The 15,124-nt window shown below is 64.3% G+C and carries 21 protein-coding genes; 3 read left to right on the forward strand and 18 right to left on the reverse strand.

Translation table 11 applies throughout. The annotated features are described in order from the left end of the window. Positions 1–22 precede the first annotated feature (22 nt). Complete coding sequence (locus HWY45_RS15250) at positions 23–799, forward strand: DNA-methyltransferase (protein ID WP_059882222.1); 777 nt, start codon at positions 23–25, stop codon at positions 797–799. Here the strand turns inward: HWY45_RS15250 and HWY45_RS15255 are convergent. From HWY45_RS15255 to HWY45_RS15305, 12 genes are all read right to left on the reverse strand, one after another. Next, positions 779–1,246, reverse strand: coding sequence for a phage virion morphogenesis protein (locus HWY45_RS15255; RefSeq protein ID WP_081069775.1), 468 nt, complete (start codon positions 1,244–1,246; stop codon positions 779–781). The two genes, HWY45_RS15250 and HWY45_RS15255, sit on opposite strands and share 21 nt — an antisense overlap. Further along, positions 1,246–1,662: a phage tail protein gene (locus HWY45_RS15260; protein WP_059882221.1), complete on the reverse strand. Its 417-nt coding sequence runs from the start codon at positions 1,660–1,662 to the stop codon at positions 1,246–1,248. Before HWY45_RS15260 ends, HWY45_RS15255 begins: the two co-directional genes overlap by 1 nt. Further along, positions 1,655–1,888: an Rz1-like lysis system protein LysC gene (gene lysC / locus HWY45_RS36840; protein WP_230946993.1), complete on the reverse strand. Its 234-nt coding sequence runs from the start codon at positions 1,886–1,888 to the stop codon at positions 1,655–1,657. The genes HWY45_RS15260 and lysC overlap by 8 nt, the downstream gene beginning before the upstream one ends. Beyond that, positions 1,776–2,216 carry an Rz-like lysis system protein LysB gene (lysB, locus tag HWY45_RS15265; protein ID WP_059882219.1) on the reverse strand — a complete coding sequence of 147 codons (441 nt, stop codon included), beginning with the start codon at positions 2,214–2,216 and terminating at the stop codon, positions 1,776–1,778. The genes lysC and lysB overlap by 113 nt, the downstream gene beginning before the upstream one ends. Further along, positions 2,213–3,022 (reverse strand): N-acetylmuramidase domain-containing protein, encoded by an 810-nt coding sequence (locus tag HWY45_RS15270; RefSeq protein WP_059882217.1) that lies wholly within the window; start codon positions 3,020–3,022, stop codon positions 2,213–2,215. The genes lysB and HWY45_RS15270 overlap by 4 nt, the downstream gene beginning before the upstream one ends. Then, positions 3,019–3,291, reverse strand: coding sequence for a phage holin family protein (locus tag HWY45_RS15275; RefSeq protein WP_059882215.1), 273 nt, complete (start codon positions 3,289–3,291; stop codon positions 3,019–3,021). The genes HWY45_RS15270 and HWY45_RS15275 overlap by 4 nt, the downstream gene beginning before the upstream one ends. Position 3,292: 1 nt before the next feature. Beyond that, complete coding sequence (locus tag HWY45_RS15280; RefSeq protein ID WP_059882213.1) at positions 3,293–3,637, reverse strand: putative holin; 345 nt, start codon at positions 3,635–3,637, stop codon at positions 3,293–3,295. 15 nt (positions 3,638–3,652) lie between these two features. Then, the gene (locus HWY45_RS15285; RefSeq protein ID WP_059882211.1) at positions 3,653–3,859 is read right to left on the reverse strand and encodes a tail protein X; all 207 of its coding nucleotides are present in this window, start codon (positions 3,857–3,859) and stop codon (positions 3,653–3,655) included. Further along, on the reverse strand, positions 3,859–4,338 hold the full coding sequence (locus HWY45_RS15290) for a head completion/stabilization protein (RefSeq protein ID WP_059882209.1): 480 nt from the start codon (positions 4,336–4,338) through the stop codon (positions 3,859–3,861). The genes HWY45_RS15285 and HWY45_RS15290 overlap by 1 nt, the downstream gene beginning before the upstream one ends. 99 nt (positions 4,339–4,437) lie before the next feature. After that, positions 4,438–5,127, reverse strand: coding sequence for a phage terminase small subunit (locus tag HWY45_RS15295; protein WP_059882207.1), 690 nt, complete (start codon positions 5,125–5,127; stop codon positions 4,438–4,440). After that, complete coding sequence (locus HWY45_RS15300) at positions 5,124–6,134, reverse strand: phage major capsid protein, P2 family (RefSeq protein WP_059882205.1); 1,011 nt, start codon at positions 6,132–6,134, stop codon at positions 5,124–5,126. The genes HWY45_RS15295 and HWY45_RS15300 overlap by 4 nt, the downstream gene beginning before the upstream one ends. Before the next feature lie 35 nt (positions 6,135–6,169). Beyond that, a complete protein-coding gene (locus HWY45_RS15305; protein ID WP_059882203.1) occupies positions 6,170–6,961 on the reverse strand; it encodes a GPO family capsid scaffolding protein in 792 nt (263 codons plus the stop codon). A gap of 144 nt (positions 6,962–7,105) precedes the next feature. Here HWY45_RS15305 and HWY45_RS15310 point away from each other — a divergent pair, with 144 nt between their 5' ends. Together HWY45_RS15310 and HWY45_RS15315 are read left to right on the forward strand one after the other, a co-directional pair. Next, entirely contained in the window at positions 7,106–8,875 is a 1,770-nt protein-coding gene (locus HWY45_RS15310; RefSeq protein WP_059882201.1) for a terminase ATPase subunit family protein, read from the forward strand. Further along, a complete protein-coding gene (locus HWY45_RS15315; RefSeq protein ID WP_059882199.1) occupies positions 8,872–9,927 on the forward strand; it encodes a phage portal protein in 1,056 nt (351 codons plus the stop codon). Before HWY45_RS15310 ends, HWY45_RS15315 begins: the two co-directional genes overlap by 4 nt. Positions 9,928–10,485: 558 nt before the next feature. Here the strand turns inward: HWY45_RS15315 and HWY45_RS15320 are convergent. From HWY45_RS15320 to HWY45_RS15345, 6 genes are all read right to left on the reverse strand, one after another. Next, positions 10,486–11,214 (reverse strand): hypothetical protein, encoded by a 729-nt coding sequence (locus tag HWY45_RS15320; RefSeq protein WP_063895642.1) that lies wholly within the window; start codon positions 11,212–11,214, stop codon positions 10,486–10,488. Positions 11,215–11,297: 83 nt separating this feature from the next. Then, positions 11,298–11,747 carry a very short patch repair endonuclease gene (locus HWY45_RS15325; RefSeq protein WP_081069774.1) on the reverse strand — a complete coding sequence of 150 codons (450 nt, stop codon included), beginning with the start codon at positions 11,745–11,747 and terminating at the stop codon, positions 11,298–11,300. Continuing rightward, positions 11,698–12,555: a hypothetical protein gene (locus HWY45_RS15330; protein ID WP_059454841.1), complete on the reverse strand. Its 858-nt coding sequence runs from the start codon at positions 12,553–12,555 to the stop codon at positions 11,698–11,700. The genes HWY45_RS15325 and HWY45_RS15330 overlap by 50 nt, the downstream gene beginning before the upstream one ends. Next, positions 12,552–13,709 carry a DNA cytosine methyltransferase gene (locus tag HWY45_RS15335; protein WP_059882195.1) on the reverse strand — a complete coding sequence of 386 codons (1,158 nt, stop codon included), beginning with the start codon at positions 13,707–13,709 and terminating at the stop codon, positions 12,552–12,554. Before HWY45_RS15335 ends, HWY45_RS15330 begins: the two co-directional genes overlap by 4 nt. Continuing rightward, positions 13,709–13,918, reverse strand: coding sequence for a ribbon-helix-helix domain-containing protein (locus HWY45_RS15340; protein WP_230945868.1), 210 nt, complete (start codon positions 13,916–13,918; stop codon positions 13,709–13,711). The genes HWY45_RS15335 and HWY45_RS15340 overlap by 1 nt, the downstream gene beginning before the upstream one ends. Before the next feature lie 93 nt (positions 13,919–14,011). Continuing rightward, entirely contained in the window at positions 14,012–15,124 is a 1,113-nt protein-coding gene (locus HWY45_RS15345) for a DUF3396 domain-containing protein (RefSeq protein ID WP_059882193.1), read from the reverse strand.

Consider the following 15,124-nt stretch of genomic DNA (forward strand, 5'->3'; position numbering starts at 1 on the left):
CCTTTCACGCTGCCTCTGAACCATGACGATTCACATTTCCGACGCCGCGCCCGCGGCCGACATTACCCCAATGCTCAACCGGCTTCATCGCGTCGACGCGCTTGCCTTGGCGTGCACGCTGCCGGATCAGTCCGTCGACCTGGTATTCACCGATCCGCCGTACGCGTCGGGCGGCCTGCACCTGTCCGCGCGATCGCGTGCGCCGAGCCAGAAGTACATCAACAGCGACACGAAGGCGGTCTATACAGACTTCGAAGGCGACAACATGGACCAACGCGCCTGGGCGTTCTGGTGCCATGCCTGGCTGACCGAATGCCGCCGTGCGATGAAACCCGGCGCGCTGCTCGTTTGCTTCATCGACTGGCGCCAGCTCGCGACGTTGACGGACGTGGTGCAGGCGGCCGGCCTGACACTGCGCGGCATCGCCGTATGGGACAAGACGCCAGGTCGTACGCGGCCGCGCCGAGGCGGTTTCGCGCAACAGGCCGAATTCATCGTATGGGCGAGCCGCGGGCCGATGAACGAAAGCGACGTCTACCTGCCTGGTGTGTTCCCGACACGCCTGACGCTGCCAAAGCAACACGTCACGGAGAAGCCGATCGAGCTGGCGCGCGACGTGGTGCGCCTGGTGCCCGATGGCGGCGTCGTGTGCGACCTGTTCGCCGGTTCCGGTACGTTCCTGGTCGCCGCGCGCGAAGCCGGCCTGCAGTGGGTCGGATGTGAGACGAGCCAGGCGTATCACGCGATCGCGTCGACGCGTCTGGCTGCTGTGAACGATTCAGCGGTTGAGGTAGCGTAGCAACCGATCCCGCACGAGTTCGCGATCGGCCGAGCTGAAGCCGAGCACGACGCGAACCGGATACTGTACGAGCGGGCCGCCCGGTTCGACGGGGGCCTTCTGGCCTTCCTGGTGAACGCGCACGATGCGCGACAGGCGGTCGTCGAAGCCGATCGCAAGCCCCGTGTCGTCGACATCGATCCGCAGATAGCGGGCGGTGCGCAGCTTGCGGAACATCGCCTGCCGCTTGATGCGGCCGACCTTGGCGCGCAAGCCCTTGCCGCCCTTTTTGATCTTGCGCGGCACGTACGCGCTGCCGTCCGGGTTCTGCTGCGCGGCGACGCGCGACTGTTGCGCGCGACGCATATCGCGCCCCAGCTCGCGAAACAGACGCCGGCGAGCAGCCGGCGCCAGCTTCGCGAGCAGCCCGCCGGCCCATTTCTCAAGCGCACGCAGATCGTCGTCCATCACGCCACCCATTGCTCGGCCGCGTCGTCGACGTGTTCGACTGTGCGGCGGCCGCCTTCGTCTGTACCGACCACAACGCTTTCCGTCAGCTTCAGTTTGATTGCGAGGTCGACGGCATCGTTCGCGAGGATGTCGGCGATGAACGTCATGCCTTCGCGGCGCTGGTCGGCGTTGGTCACGAGGTCGGGCTGGTTCGCACGCGCCCATTCGACGACCGCGATCATCACGTCGTCGGCGCTGCCGATGAAGTCACGGATGAGAATCTCGCACTCGTACCGGTATTCGAACGACGGCGTGCGGGTGCCGGTCGCGACAATGTGGCCGTCGTTGATGAAGACGACGAGCAGGTCGGGCGCTGCGGCGAGCTGCGGGAGCGTCGCGACGAGCGCAGCGCGCAGGCTGTTCGGCTTAATCATGGGCGGCCGCCCGCGGGTTCGTCTGACTGCGTGCCTGGCACGCGGCCACCATGTCGACTTCGGCCGCACAGCGCGCCCATGCTGCCCGCGCGACGGTCAGCGCATCGCTCAGATCACCGTTCGTCCGCGGATGCGTCGCGGGCAGGGTGCAGCGCGTCACCGCTGCGCACGCGTTGAGCGTAATCGTCGGCGCCGGCGAGGGCGGGGCTGCTGTGCAGGCGCACAACGTCGTCAGGCAGGCGAGTAGCAGCCCACGCGCGAACGGCTTCGTTCTCATCGATGAGTCTCCGGAGTTGCGATTGATACGCGGCGAGCGTCGTGTCGACCGCGCCGCGCGTGCGGTCGAGCTGCGCGCGCTGCTGGTCTTTCTCGCGGGCATCCGTGAGCAGCCGGCCGATGATCGCGTCACGCGCGCCTACGTCCTGTTTCGCTTGGCGGGCGGCATCCTGTGCCGTGGCGAGGCGTCCCTGCAGCGCGCGCACATACTGCGCGCCGGCGGTCGCCACGACGAGCGCCGCGAGCGCCAGCCAGAAGCGAAGGCCCGGCATACTCACGCGGCCGCCTTCGTGCCGGCGTAGCGCTCGTACGCCTGGGCTAGCTTCGCGTCGTAGAGGTTGCGGGCATAGTCCGGGCCGTTGTAGCCCTTCGCGAACGCAGCCCACTTCCGGTTCTTCAGGGCGGACAGCAGCGACGAGTCGGCCGCGACGAAGCGCACGAACGCATCGAGCTGGTCGCCTTCGCTCGTCTCCATACGCGCGACGAACTCGTCGATGCTCGCGTAGCCGAGGCGCTTCCAGTGGTAGCCCATCACCTGGAACGCGCCCCAACTCGCCGATTCGTATGCCGATGCCGCGTGGATGCGCGCGGCGGTGTCGAGCCGCACGTATTCGGCGCCGCCGCCCTGGTAGCCGCCCGGCTTCTGGCTGACGACGTTCGGCAACTGCGCCGCGTATCGGGCGGCGTCGTCCGCGCCGATGCTGTCGACGAGCTGCCGGTACATGACATGCCGCTCGAACAGGATCACGGGCCGACCGTCCGCCAGGAAGCCCGAGCCGCGCGATTCGACTTCGTTGACCGCGCGCACGCACGCGGGCGAGACGCCGAGTTTGTCCGCGGCGCGCGTGATGTCCATTTCGGTCAGGTGTTTGCGGTCGCGCTGGCCGGCCGACAGCACGGCATACGTGTTCGGGCCGGCGATGCCGTCGACGACGATCCCGGCGGCGGCCTGGAGCGCCTTCACGGCCTGCTCGGTCGCTTCGTCGTACAGGTGAGACACATCGAGCGCGTAGCCGGCGCGCGCAAGACGTTGCTGCAGCAGGCCAACTTCGGCGCCGCGGTCGTTGAAACGGAGGATGTTCATGCTTCGGTGCTCCGGAGAAGGCGCGCTACGTTGCCACGCGCGAGGTAGACAAACAGGGCCAGCAACACGGCCTGCACGGCCTGGAAGAAGCCGACCGGCTTCGGGTGAATAAGCAGTTCGATAGCCGAGCCGCCGGAAATCGCGACGATCAGCCAGGCCGTCCAGGCAACGTGCGAACGGTGCCGCGCGCCGTTTTTCCGATAGGTCAGCACGCGCAGGGTGACGGCGAGGTGTGCGGCGAGCGCGACCAGGGCAAACGACAGATGCATGTCATTTCCCCCTGCGGATCAGCGCGCCGAAGTCGATGTCCTTCACACGCTCCATCAGCGTCAGCGTGACCGTGATGACGAGCGCGGCGGCGAAGAACGCGGCGACGCCTGATGAGCGGACCGGCACGATGTGGGTGATTTCAGGCGCGGCGAGATAGCCCATCACGAGTGAGATGAGCATGTACGCCGTGCGCCGGCCGATGCCGAGGTCTTTCGAGGTGACGACGACGAGCGCCGCGCCGGCGAAAGCGCCGATCAGCGCATCGCCGTCGATGCCCGGCGCGATGCCGGCTAGGCCGATCGCGGCGGCCAGCGCTGCGGCGGTGGTGGTGTTCGGTTCAGCCATTCGGACAATTCCAGGTCAGTCAAACAGTTGCAGGAGGGGCTTCGTCTGCTCGATCGTGTTCAGCTCCGGCATGTCGACGACGGTTCCCATTGGCAGCACGACGCCCAGCTCGGCGAGGCCGGGGTTGGCTTCCAGGACCGCTTCGACGGTGCCGGCCGTGCTGGCGTAGTGGTGCCAGCAAAGGGCGTCGAGCGTTTCGCCCTGAAGCGTGGCGACCTTCATCAGATCAGCTCAACCGTTGAGCGCGCGATGCCCAGGATGTCGCTGATGGCCCACCGCGCGTTGCGGCGCGACTCGTCGACGGTGGCGGCCAGCTCGGCCGCGACCTGGCCGCCGCTCTTCGTCGAGTCGAAGCCGCGGTATTTCTCGGTCACGTCCGCGTGCGCCAGGTGGTAGACGGCGCGCCGGTAGCGGAACACGTGCACGGATTCGCCGTCGAGGCGCTCGGCCGGCACGTCGGCGAGCGACGCGGCGCCCGCCGCCCGTTGCCGGGCGCGCCACGCGGCCAGCTCGTCGTTGACGGTCAGCATGGCGTCGCGCGCGGCGTGGCGCAGGCGCTCGCGCGTGACGGTGCCGTCCAGGCGCATCGCGTCGCGCAGCGCCGACAGGTCGATGTCCGGGAAGAATCCGTCGTTCGTCAGCGTGCCGTCGATCGGCGACGCCGCGACGGCAGGTGCAGCAGTGGCAACGAAACTGTTCATGGTCGATTCGGGGAGTGATGGCGGTGGACCGAAGGTCAGAGCCTGTGTCCGTCAGGCGTTGGGCCGTGCCTTCGGTGCCGCCATGCCGGGGTGGGCTCTTTACGTGCCTTCGGTGCCGTCGCCCGGACGGCCCGCGGCTTCGATCAGCTTCGAGAGCCGATCGATGTCTTTTTTCACGCCGACGCGATCGTTCAACGACAGCGCGCGGCGCAGATAGTCGAGGGCGCGCGGCGGGTCGGCTTCCTGTACGGCGTAGCCGAGCGCCTTGCAGAGCTTCGCGCGCACCTGGTCGTGCATGTCCGCGTCGGCCGTCAGCTCGTCGACCAGTTGGAGGCTGGCGGCGTCGAATGTGCTGCGCTCCAGGAACGCGGTCAGTGCGGCATCGGCGAACTGCTCGGCGACGACGGAGGCGAGCGACCGTTCGAACTGGTCGGGTAGGGCGAGGCCGTGCGTGAGCGCGTAGGCGGCGATCGCGAGCGCGCCGTCATAGTCGCCGGCGTCGATGCGCCAGACCATGACCGTCACGAGTACGTCGTCCTGGGCGCCGCGGCCGCCGTTCAACACGCCCGCCACGTAGTCGGCATACTCCGGCAGCAACTTCCGCTTCAGTTCGACCTTGCGGGCGACCGACTGCACGCCCTTCAGGGCGCGGCGGTCGGCCGCGAGCTTCGCGAGCATCAGCTCGTACGGCGTCGCGCCGGCCATCGTCTGGCCGGGCGCCGTCGCGGCCGCAGCGCGAGCGGCCGACACGCGCGCGAAGTGCGCGCGAGCGGGCGTGTTGATCGTCATGCCGCCACCAGTTCGATGTTTTCCGCGACGCAGCCGCAACCGAAGTCTTCGACGACATACGCGTCGTTCGACGACTCGTAGTTTTCGATGCGGTCGCGTTCCGGCACTTCCTTCAACGTGCGCCGGCGTGCACCTTCCTGGTAGTAGATCGACAGATTCGACAGCTTCGTCACCATCAGGGTGCGTTTCGGGACGAATGGCACACGCACGGCGGGCAGGTTGCCGATGCGCTTCTGGCTGACGATCAGGTCGGCTGCGAGCCGCTCGGTCGGTGCCTGCGTCGCATTGACGATCGGAAAATACTTGTCGTGCAGCAGCTCGCGGCCGCAGATCACGACGAGCCCGGTGTCTTCCTGGAACCACGGGTCGATCATCGACGACACGATGTCCATCACGAGCGCGTCGATGTTCTCGTAGTCGCCGCCCTTGCCGACGACCACCTTGCCCTGCGTCTTGCCTTCGTGCAGCACGCGTTGCGCCGCGCGCTCGCGATACTGCTGCAGCCAGCCGATGTTCACGTCCTGCAACAGCGGGTTTGCCGCCTTGTCGGTGGTGGCCGCCGCCTTCACGCCGTTCCAGCCGATCATGATCCGGTCGAGTGCGGCCTGGTTCACGATCACATCGCGGATGCGCTGTTGGAAGTCGGGAAACTTCGCCCAGGCGTCGAGCTTGCGGTACGGGATGGCCGTGTCGTAGTCGGTTTTCTCGCAACGGTAGCGGTTGCTGTCGAGCGCCGTCGGGTCGACCGGCTGGCGCGCGGTCTTCGTGGTGTCGGTGCGGCTCGCGATCGGGCCGGATACCGACAGACCGAGCTTTTCGCCTTCCAGCTCGGTCACGGGCAGGATGTTGATGCTCTTCAGGAACGCGCTCGATTCCTGGATTTTGGTTTCGAGCGTTTGCTGGACGGACGGTTCGACGGCGAACTTATTCGACACGTCGTCGGTGTCGTTCAGCTTGGCGATTTGCGCGGCGTACTTCCGGTACGCCTGGCGCGTTTCCTTCTTCATGAGGTGGATTCTCCGGGGTGTGAGCGTGGAAGGGGTCAGCAGTCGGTCACGAGCTCGCCGGTCGAGCCGGTGGACGGCTGGCGCCGCGGCGCGCCGTTGTCGGTGGCCGACAGCTTCGCGGTCAGCGCTTCGACGGCGGCGACCGCTTCGTCGGCGCGCTTCTGTGCGGCGGTGAGGTCGACGCGCAGCGCAGCGATGTCGCGGCCCTGCTGGCTGGCGAAGCCGGCGACTTCTTCGACCGCGCGGCGCACGTCGGCGTCGCGCTGGTCGTCGGTGGTGCGATTGCGCGCGAACATGCCTTTCACGATGGACAGCAGGCTCGTCGATTCGGGCTCGCCGTCGAACTCGATCGCCGTTTCGCATGCGGCTGAGAAGAGGTTGTTTGAACGACGTGCGGCGAATTGCAGGGCTTCGGTGCCGAGGCTCGCCGGGTCGTCGGTCGCGGCCAGGCCGACCAGATACGCTTCGCCGATGTCGGCGAAATCCGGGTTGACTTCGATCGACGTGAAAATCTTCTGCCGCTTCTTCGACAGCGCGACCAGTTCGTCGGTCGGATCGAGCTGCGCGTACAGCCCCATCTTGCCTTTCAGCGGGCCATCTTCGATCTCGGTTGCTTTCAGTGCAACTACGTCGCCGTATGCGCCGAATGGGTTGGTGGCAGAGAGCGGCGCCCAACCCTTCAGGTGTTCAATGTTCAGACGTGCGCTGTACAGCTCGCGGTTGTAGTTCTTCGCCATCTGCGTGAGCCATTCACGCTTGATTTCGCGGCCGTCGACAGTCGCGCCTTCGACTGCTACGCGGAAAAACTTCGTTTTGTTGGTTGCCATAGAGAGAGGTCGAACCGTGGGTCAGTGAATGTGGTTCTCATGTTCGACCTTCACGCGCCACGGCTCAACGAGCGGCGTGTGTTGCTCGCACGGGTACGTAGTGCTCCGCGTGATCGCGCGCGCGCGTCGCCCTACGCTTGCCGCATGCTCGAAACGACAGATCCAATTCAACGCGAAGCGAACGTGCGACAAATCGCGCGTTCGCTCTACTGGCAAGGCTGGCGCATCTCGTCGATCGCACGGCATCTCGAACTGAAGCCCGCGACGGTGGCGTCGTGGTGCCGTCGCGACAAATGGAAAGAGGCGACGCCGATCGAGCGCATCGAGGCGGCGGCCGAAACGCGCTTGATGGTCCTGATTGCGAAGGACAAGAAGGACGGCGCGGACTACAAGGAAATCGACCTGCTCGGCCGGCAGATCGAGCGGCTCGCGCGCGTGCAGAAATACGGAGAGACGGGGAAGGAAGGCGACCTGAACCCGAACATCGCCGCGCGCAATGCCGGGCCGAAGCGTAAGCCGCCGCGCAACGAGATCAGCGAGGAACAGCACGAGCGGATCGTGGCGGCGTTCCGCGAATCGCTGTTCGACTACCAGAAGGTCTGGTATCGCAACGGCGATCAGCGTACGCGCAACATCCTGAAGTCGCGGCAGATCGGCGCGACCTGGTATTTCTCGCGCGAAGCGTTCGTCGACGCGCTCGAAACCGGTCGCAACCAGATTTTCCTGTCGGCCAGCAAGGCGCAGGCGCACGTCTTCAAGCAGTACATCGCGCAGTTCGCGCGCGACGCGGCCGACGTGGAGCTGACAGGCGATCCGATCATTCTGCCGAACGGTGCGATTCTGTATTTCCTGGGGACGAACGCACGCACGGCGCAGTCGTATCACGGCAATTTCTATTTCGACGAATACTTCTGGGTTCCGAAGTTTCGCGAGCTGAACAAGGTCGCGTCGGGTATGGCGATGCACAAGCGCTGGCGCAAGACCTACTTCAGCACGCCGTCGAGTATCACGCACGAAGCGTACGCGTTCTGGAGCGGCGCGCACGCGAACCGCGGCCGCGCGGCCGGCGATCGCATCCAGATCGACACGAGCCACGAAGCGCTCGTGCGCGGCATGCTGGGCGCGGACGCGCAGTGGCGCCAGATCGTGACGATTCTGGATGCGATGGCGGGTGGCTGCGACCTGTTCGACATCGACGAGCTGCGCCGCGAATACAGTGCGGAGGAATTCGCGAATCTGCTGATGTGCGCGTTCATCGACGATTCGCTGTCGGTGTTCAAGCTGGCCGACCTGCAGCGCTGCATGGTCGACTCGTGGGAGGAATGGGCCGGTGACTTCTCGCCGCTGCTGTTGCGCCCGTTCGGCTATCGCGAGGTATGGGTGGGCTACGATCCGGCGCTGACCGGCGATTCGGCAGGTCTCGTCGTCGTGGCGCCGCCGCGCGTCGAGGGTGCGGCGTTTCGCGTACTCGAGCGTCACCAGTTCCGCGGCAACGACTTCGAGGAACAGGCCGCGGCGATCGAGCAGATCACGCAGCGCTATAACGTCGGTTACATCGCAATCGACACGACAGGCATGGGGCAGGGCGTCTATCAGCTCGTGCGCAAGTTCTACCCGGCCGTAGTCGCCTTGAACTACTCGCCCGAGGTGAAAACCCGCCTCGTGCTGAAGGGGCAATCCGTCATCCGCAATGGCCGCCTGCAATTCGACGCGGGCTGGACCGACCTGGCCGCCGCCTTCATGGCGATCAAACAGACCATGACGCCGAGCGGTCGACAGGCGACATTCACGGCCGACCGAAACGACGAGACCGGCCACGCGGATCTAGCCTGGGCCTGCCTGCACGCGATCGACCGCGAGCCGCTCGCCGGCGGCGACATCAATTCTTCATCTTTCACGGAGTTCTATTCATGAGCAAGCGCCGATCGCGCGCGCCGCGCACGTTCGCGGCCGCGTCGGATTCGAGCGCCGCCGGCGCTGCGCCGGCGCGCGCCGAGGTCTTCACCTTCGACGATCCCACGCCGGTCATGAACCGGGCCGAGATTCTCGATTACGTCGAATGCTGGTCGAACGGCGATTGGTTCGAGCCGCCCGTCAGCTTCGCCGGCCTGGCGAAGTCGTTCCGCGCCAGCACGCACCACAGCTCCGCGCTGTACTTCAAGGCGAACGTGCTTGCGTCGACGTTCCGGCCTCACAGGTGGCTGTCGCGGCATGCGTTCGAGCGATGGGCGCTCGACTTCCTGACGTTCGGCAACGGCTACCTGGAACGCCGCCGCAATCAGCTCGGCGACACGCTGCGGCTGGAACCCGCCCTGGCGAAGTACACGCGGCGCAAGGCCGATTTCAGCGGCTTCGTGTACGTGAACGGCTGGCAGGACAAGCACGAGTTCGAGCCGGGCAGCGTGTTCCAGCTCATGCGACCGGACATCAACCAGGAGGTGTACGGCCTGCCCGAATATCTCAGCTCGCTTCACTCGGCCTGGCTGAACGAGTCGTCGACGCTGTTCCGGCGAAAGTACTACGAAAACGGCAGCCATGCGGGCTTCATCCTGTACATGACGGACGCGGCGCAGAAACAGGAGGACGTCGATAACATGCGCACCGCGTTGAAGAACGCGAAGGGGCCCGGCAATTTCCGCAACGTGTTCATGTACGCGCCAGGCGGGAAGAAGGACGGCATCCAGCTCATTCCCGTGTCGGAGGTCGCGGCGAAGGACGAGTTCTTCAACATCAAGAACGTGACGCGCGACGACCTGCTCGCTGCGCATCGCGTGCCGCCGCAACTGCTCGGCATCGTGCCGAGCAACTCGGGTGGGTTCGGCACGCCGGACACCGCGGCGCGCGTGTTCGGCCGGAACGAAATCAAGCCGCTGCAGGCGCGCTTCGCCGAGCTGAACGACTGGATCGGCGAAGAGGTCGTGTCGTTCGACGATTACGAGATTCCGCCGGCGCCGGCGGCCGGGTAGCGCACTCGGCGATTCGAAGTCATGCGGCAGGGCCGCGCACCGGGCAACCGGGCGCGGCCCTTTTTACGTCTGGGGCCGGCGCGATCAGAGGCGCTACAACGGGTTGGCCTGCGCGGGGTGCGGTAGGGTCGGACGCCGTCCGACGAGGGCCGCAGGGAGGCTGTCGTGCGGCCGTGCAGGGCGTCCGGCGGGGTGGGGAGGGGGCAGGGAAGCCCGCGCCGAGCCGGCCGCTGCGCGGTCCCCTCCCCGCCTGCGGCCTTCGCTTGGCAGGGCGGTTCTAGTGCAGCGGGCCGACAGGCTCGGCACCCGCTGTGGTGCGGGGCTCCGGGCGATTCGCGGCGCGCGGAAATCGTGCGTTTTGATGCGCGACGATGCGAATTCATGCACCTATGGGCGCAGGCGTGACGCCGCCCCCACCTGCCCGCAAAAATGAATGATTTTTATGCACTCATGCGTCGGGCGTTCCAACCCGCCTGGCACGGGCAGCGAGGCAATCGGCGGATCGATTCTTCTATGCATTTTTAAGTGCCTTTTTTATGCAGGCTTGCTATTGGCGAGCTACTCGTCCCACAATATTTCGGCAGCAAGATATTCTTCGATCACTATACGTACGAGAAAGAATCCCTGTTGCAGGATCGAGTACCGGTAAACGCCCTCCTGGACGACCACCCACGGGCCATTGAGATTCTGCCCAGTTAGCAACCGTGTCATCATACGGCTGCCGACTTCAGGCCAGTTCGCGAGTTCAACTCCATTCCCGACCGCCAATCCTTCAAACTCTTCCCTTTGGATTTTATCCAAGGTTTCCAAAGGTGCTACGCCGATATGGGTTGGGGCGCTGAGCATTGGCTCCCCATATTCAAAATATACGTGTCCGCGTGCATTCTTGACGACGACACGGCTTATCCGTTCTTGCTCCGGTTTCCAAAGCAGTCGCGTTTCACCTGTGACCGTCGTGCTTTCTATTTTTGCTCGTTCAATCCGATCTTTAAGTTTCGGCGTGCGTTGCAATATTCGAGCGCTTCGCTCATTCGAATGTTTTTCGGGGTCTGTGCTTCCGCAAATCACCGAGCCCAGAAACGCGATCAAGTACTCTTCGTCGAGAGAAAAGGAAGAGTTGCATTCGCGACAAATTTCGATCAGTGGTAATTCATCTGGATATGGTTTTCGCAAAAACCCTTTGGTTGGAACGTGATCACGATTTGTCTTCAGTTCATTGAGCCATTTTCCGCAGTGAATACACCACGCTTTGTTGCGATTATCGGTGAAATCATCTATTGCGTACATTTTCGTCCCCGTAGACTGCTGAATGCGTCCCTTGCCGAAGACCAAGACCGGTGAGAAGAAAAGATTCTACGCGCGCAGTTCCTTCAGGTGCGGAGGCGCATCAGCAATTGGGCAAGCATTTCCGGTCTTCGGGTGTCGCATTCCCAAATGACTAGGACGGTCCAGCCTGCTGCTTTCAGCTCGTCCTGATGGCGAGCGTCGCGCGCAACATTGCCATCGAGTTTTCGGGTCCAGTAGTCGGAACTCGATTTCGGTCGGGCGGCTGCCGGGCAGCTCGGATGCTGGTGCCAGAAACAGCCATGAACGAACAGTGCGACACGACGGCCCGGGAACACTAGGTCCGGCTTTCCCGGCAAGCGGCCGTCATGGAGGCGGTACCGCAGGCCAGCGGCGTGCAGGAACCGGCGCACGATCATCTCGGGGCCGGTGTCCTTCGATTTTACGGCCCGCATGGTGCGGGAACGTAGGGCTTCCGGTGTTTCGTCAGGCGCGGCGGATCGCCGTTGCTTCCGATTCACGCTGGACTTCGCCATTGCGTGTCACCCGCGTTTTGCGAACGGTGTCGGTACCGTGGTAGCCGACCTCGAAATCGACGTAGTTCACTTCTTCGACGCGCCCTTGGAAGCAGTCGTGAAACGCCCGCAGGATATGTACGTCGTCCAACCGCTGTGCCTTCGGATGCGGGTTGTTACGCGGGCTCGGGATCGTCGCCGGCAACACGTAGATGCAAGGCGGAGGAACCGCGAACGGCCCCGCCTTCGTAACGCGCGTTGGATCGGCGATGATTTTCGGACACGGACGGCCAACCGTTCCGCACACCATGTCCCACAGCACCACGCCGTCGACACGCTGCTCGCGGAAGATGATTTCGGCGCTCAACCGTGTATGAATGCCCGACCAGGCGTTGTGCCGAGGGTCCGCACCAGGGTTCGTGCAAACGCTCCAAATCACGAACTCTTCCGCCTGCGGCGGCCGTTCGAAAATGTTCGTGTTGTTGCCGTCTAGGCAGCCCTTCAACTCGATCGCGGACGTTCGACCGGACGGCAGGCGCACGATGTAATCGTGCCGGTTGGCCTCGCCGGCCGATTCCCACTCGGTGATGAACCCTTCGTCTTGCATGTGGTTCAGGATGTGCTGCACGAACTCACGCTTTTCCCGCATCGACGCGGAAAACTGGCCGCGTACCCGCTCGATCGCCCCACGAAACACACCGCTGTTGTAAAACTCGACCTCCGAAAGACCGTGATCGCCGATCTTGTGCGCTTCGGTCTTCAGGTTTTCGGCGTACGTTTCGATCATCTTGCGCAGTTCGCCGTTCTGCTCGCACGGAACGATGCTCATGCAGCGGCCCTCGCCAGCGGCGGTTGAACGGCCAAGATCGGTTCGAAGAGGTTCGCGGCGATGTGGCGAACAACGGGAACCGCCACGCCGTCGCCGGTCAGGTGGTACGCCTCGTTGTAGTTCTCGGGCAACTCGTATTCATCCGGCAATCCCATCAGGCGCGCTGTTTCACGGCTGGAAATGAGCCGTGTGCGGACCTTGCTGCCGTCGATCACCATGATTAATTGCCGGCTCGACCCACCCGAGGGCGTTCGCAGGCAACCGGCCACGTCGTCAAAGCGAACTTCTGCCCGTTGGACCTTGTTGCCCTGCTCGTCGCGACGCGTGCGCCGGTAGATCGCGCCGACCATACGACGTCCGGTGGACTTCGACGCCTTCTTTGCTTTCTCGACCTTGGCAAGGTTCACGTCGCTCATCATTGCCAACAGTCGTTGCGTTTCCGCCGTCGTGTGCCACTTGACCCCCGTCGGACTTTCTTCGATCAAGTCGGCGAAGACCGCTTCGCGACGATCCGGCGTGGGCAGGTGCCACCACACCCAGCTCTGCCGCGCCTTGGCCGTCAGTTTGTCCAGCGCCGTCAGCAACGCTTTCGGGTGATACAGCGGCGATGCGTCTTGTCGCACGAGCGCATCAGGGATTGGCAAATCCTTGCGGATGCCGACGACGAACAGACGAGGGCGTGACTGCGGCACGAACAGCGCGGCGTCGATCACCATCGCACCAAACCGGTAGCCGGCGCGGTCGAGCGCCGTACAGATCGCAGCAAAGTCCTTGCCCTCGTGCGAATGCAGCGTACCGACAACATTTTCCAAGGCGATGATGTCGGGCGCGCGATTGTCCGCGATCAAGCCTTTCACGACATCGAAGAACGGCCAGAACGTGCCAGAGCGATCGCCTTTCAGGCCCGCGCCGGCACCGGCCAGCGACAGGTCCTGGCATGGAAACGAACCCCAGATGAGATTCGCGCGGTCGGGAAGGTTTTCGGGCTTGACCTGGCGCACATCGCCGGTGAGCAGTTCGCCGTCTCCCCAGTTCTGACGGTACGTGATGCCCTTCTTGTGATCGAAATCGTTGGCGAAAAGGCATTGCCATCCCTCGCCAAGGCCGGCACGGGCCATTCCCCCGCCGGCGAAGAACTCGTAGAAGCGACCCATTAGTTTCCCCTCGCGGCATCTGATTGTTTGTCTGCGCCGCCGTTCGCTCGTGATAACTTTTCCTGAACGGCTTCGAGTATCCAGGTGTTGCGCGACACGTTGCCAACGCGCCGGGAACACTCGGCGTCGATCGCAGCAAGCATGTCGTCGGGCAGGCGCACGGTGATGCGCTCTGTCTGGGCGCACGAGTCTTTGGCGGCTTTCATCATGGGCGCCATTGTGGCGCCATTCTGGCGCACCGCAAAAGGAAATATTGTAAAAGTCAGCTGAATTGTGATATGCCTCGGCCGGGGCAAACGTCATTAAATCGATCGCAGCTTTGCCGTCTTGTGAAGCTCGACCCAGTAGTCGGGGAGCTCGTCGTCGGGCACGTTGAAGCGCCGGAGCCACGCTTCGCTCGCGATCGTCGTACTGAGAAGGGGAGCGGTGCTGTTGACGGTGCCATCCTGCAGGCTGTCGATCGTATCGGCGACGATGGGGCGCAGGGCCCGGTTCAGCACGACATATGCGGCCGGAGGCTCGGGCGGGTGCCCCGCGCCAACCGACACGCCGGTTTGAGGTTCCACCCCTGCCTGAATCAGCAGGCCGCCGTCGCCGAACGCAGCCTTTCGATACCAGTCCGGGGGGAGCACCATTCCGTCTGCTCCGCCGGCGCGGCGGACGAGATCGGCGTCTATCACGGTCAGCCAGTCGACCGTCTTGAGCTTGTCGGTCAGGTCACGCACGCACGTGCGCCGGGGGCTTCCGACGTCGACCCCGGCCCCGTACTGCCGCGCCCAAAAATACTCGCTCGCTTCGTTTGGCTCGCGCCCCATCGGCGGCAGGTTGACCGCGTAGCCGCCATGACCGTGTACTGGCCGCAACCATTCCGCGAACTCTGCGAACAGCCGCTCGAACGCGCCAGGCGCGAACTGCAGAAAGCTGCGCGGCACCGTGAACGACATCACGTCGAGGCTGCGCTCAAACTTCGCTTCCCAGTCTTCGAGGCAGAACACGGCGAAATCGTAGAAGCCGGCCGCGAGCTTGTGATCCGCGCTGGTCGTGGTCGACACCAGGGCGGCATTGCCCCGAACGCGCTTCGCTAGGTCGGGAAAGCCGGCAGATTTGTCGAACGCGACGGGCGATTCGCCTTCGGCGTAGAACCATCGCATCGGGCCGGCCTTCGGTGGATCGCGACCTTCAGCCTCTGCCAGTGCCGTCTCGTACCTCGTGATGACGTCGAGATAGCGGTCGTAACATCGCACGAGCGACTTGCGCGTCGCGTCCGTGTAGCCGTTGCGGAAGTACAGGACGCCGCGCACGACAAACGCCGCGCCTACGATGCCTTTCTGATAGGGCGGCTCGAACAGTCCATACGGCAGGGTATCACGGCGCTTCGGGTCATTAGCCCACGCAGCCAGTTCATCTTTCGTCAT

The sequence above is a fragment of the Burkholderia stagnalis genome, from assembly GCF_902830275.1.
In the GTDB taxonomy this organism is placed as follows: Bacteria; Pseudomonadota; Gammaproteobacteria; order Burkholderiales; family Burkholderiaceae; genus Burkholderia; species Burkholderia stagnalis.

Coding starts and splice junctions, on each gene's coding strand:
- HWY45_RS15255 (WP_081069775.1), bottom strand. CDS start 1,246: ATGGACGACGATCTGCGTGCGCTTGAGAAATGGGCCGGCGGGCTGCTC.
- HWY45_RS15300 (WP_059882205.1), bottom strand. CDS start 6,134: ATGAAGAAGGAAACGCGCCAGGCGTACCGGAAGTACGCCGCGCAAATC.
- HWY45_RS15250 (WP_059882222.1), top strand. CDS start 23: ATGACGATTCACATTTCCGACGCCGCGCCCGCGGCCGACATTACCCCA.
- HWY45_RS15285 (WP_059882211.1), bottom strand. CDS start 3,859: ATGAAGGTCGCCACGCTTCAGGGCGAAACGCTCGACGCCCTTTGCTGG.
- HWY45_RS15280 (WP_059882213.1), bottom strand. CDS start 3,637: ATGGCTGAACCGAACACCACCACCGCCGCAGCGCTGGCCGCCGCGATC.
- HWY45_RS15275 (WP_059882215.1), bottom strand. CDS start 3,291: ATGCATCTGTCGTTTGCCCTGGTCGCGCTCGCCGCACACCTCGCCGTC.
- HWY45_RS15270 (WP_059882217.1), bottom strand. CDS start 3,022: ATGAACATCCTCCGTTTCAACGACCGCGGCGCCGAAGTTGGCCTGCTG.
- HWY45_RS15325 (WP_081069774.1), bottom strand. CDS start 11,747: ATGGCGAAGTCCAGCGTGAATCGGAAGCAACGGCGATCCGCCGCGCCT.
- HWY45_RS15310 (WP_059882201.1), top strand. CDS start 7,106: ATGCTCGAAACGACAGATCCAATTCAACGCGAAGCGAACGTGCGACAA.
- HWY45_RS15305 (WP_059882203.1), bottom strand. CDS start 6,961: ATGGCAACCAACAAAACGAAGTTTTTCCGCGTAGCAGTCGAAGGCGCG.
- HWY45_RS15290 (WP_059882209.1), bottom strand. CDS start 4,338: ATGAACAGTTTCGTTGCCACTGCTGCACCTGCCGTCGCGGCGTCGCCG.
- HWY45_RS15335 (WP_059882195.1), bottom strand. CDS start 13,709: ATGGGTCGCTTCTACGAGTTCTTCGCCGGCGGGGGAATGGCCCGTGCC.
- HWY45_RS15295 (WP_059882207.1), bottom strand. CDS start 5,127: ATGACGATCAACACGCCCGCTCGCGCGCACTTCGCGCGCGTGTCGGCC.
- HWY45_RS15320 (WP_063895642.1), bottom strand. CDS start 11,214: ATGTACGCAATAGATGATTTCACCGATAATCGCAACAAAGCGTGGTGT.
- HWY45_RS15340 (WP_230945868.1), bottom strand. CDS start 13,918: ATGATGAAAGCCGCCAAAGACTCGTGCGCCCAGACAGAGCGCATCACC.
- HWY45_RS15330 (WP_059454841.1), bottom strand. CDS start 12,555: ATGAGCATCGTTCCGTGCGAGCAGAACGGCGAACTGCGCAAGATGATC.
- HWY45_RS15345 (WP_059882193.1), bottom strand. CDS start 15,124: ATGACGAAAGATGAACTGGCTGCGTGGGCTAATGACCCGAAGCGCCGT.
- HWY45_RS15315 (WP_059882199.1), top strand. CDS start 8,872: ATGAGCAAGCGCCGATCGCGCGCGCCGCGCACGTTCGCGGCCGCGTCG.
- HWY45_RS15260 (WP_059882221.1), bottom strand. CDS start 1,662: ATGATTAAGCCGAACAGCCTGCGCGCTGCGCTCGTCGCGACGCTCCCG.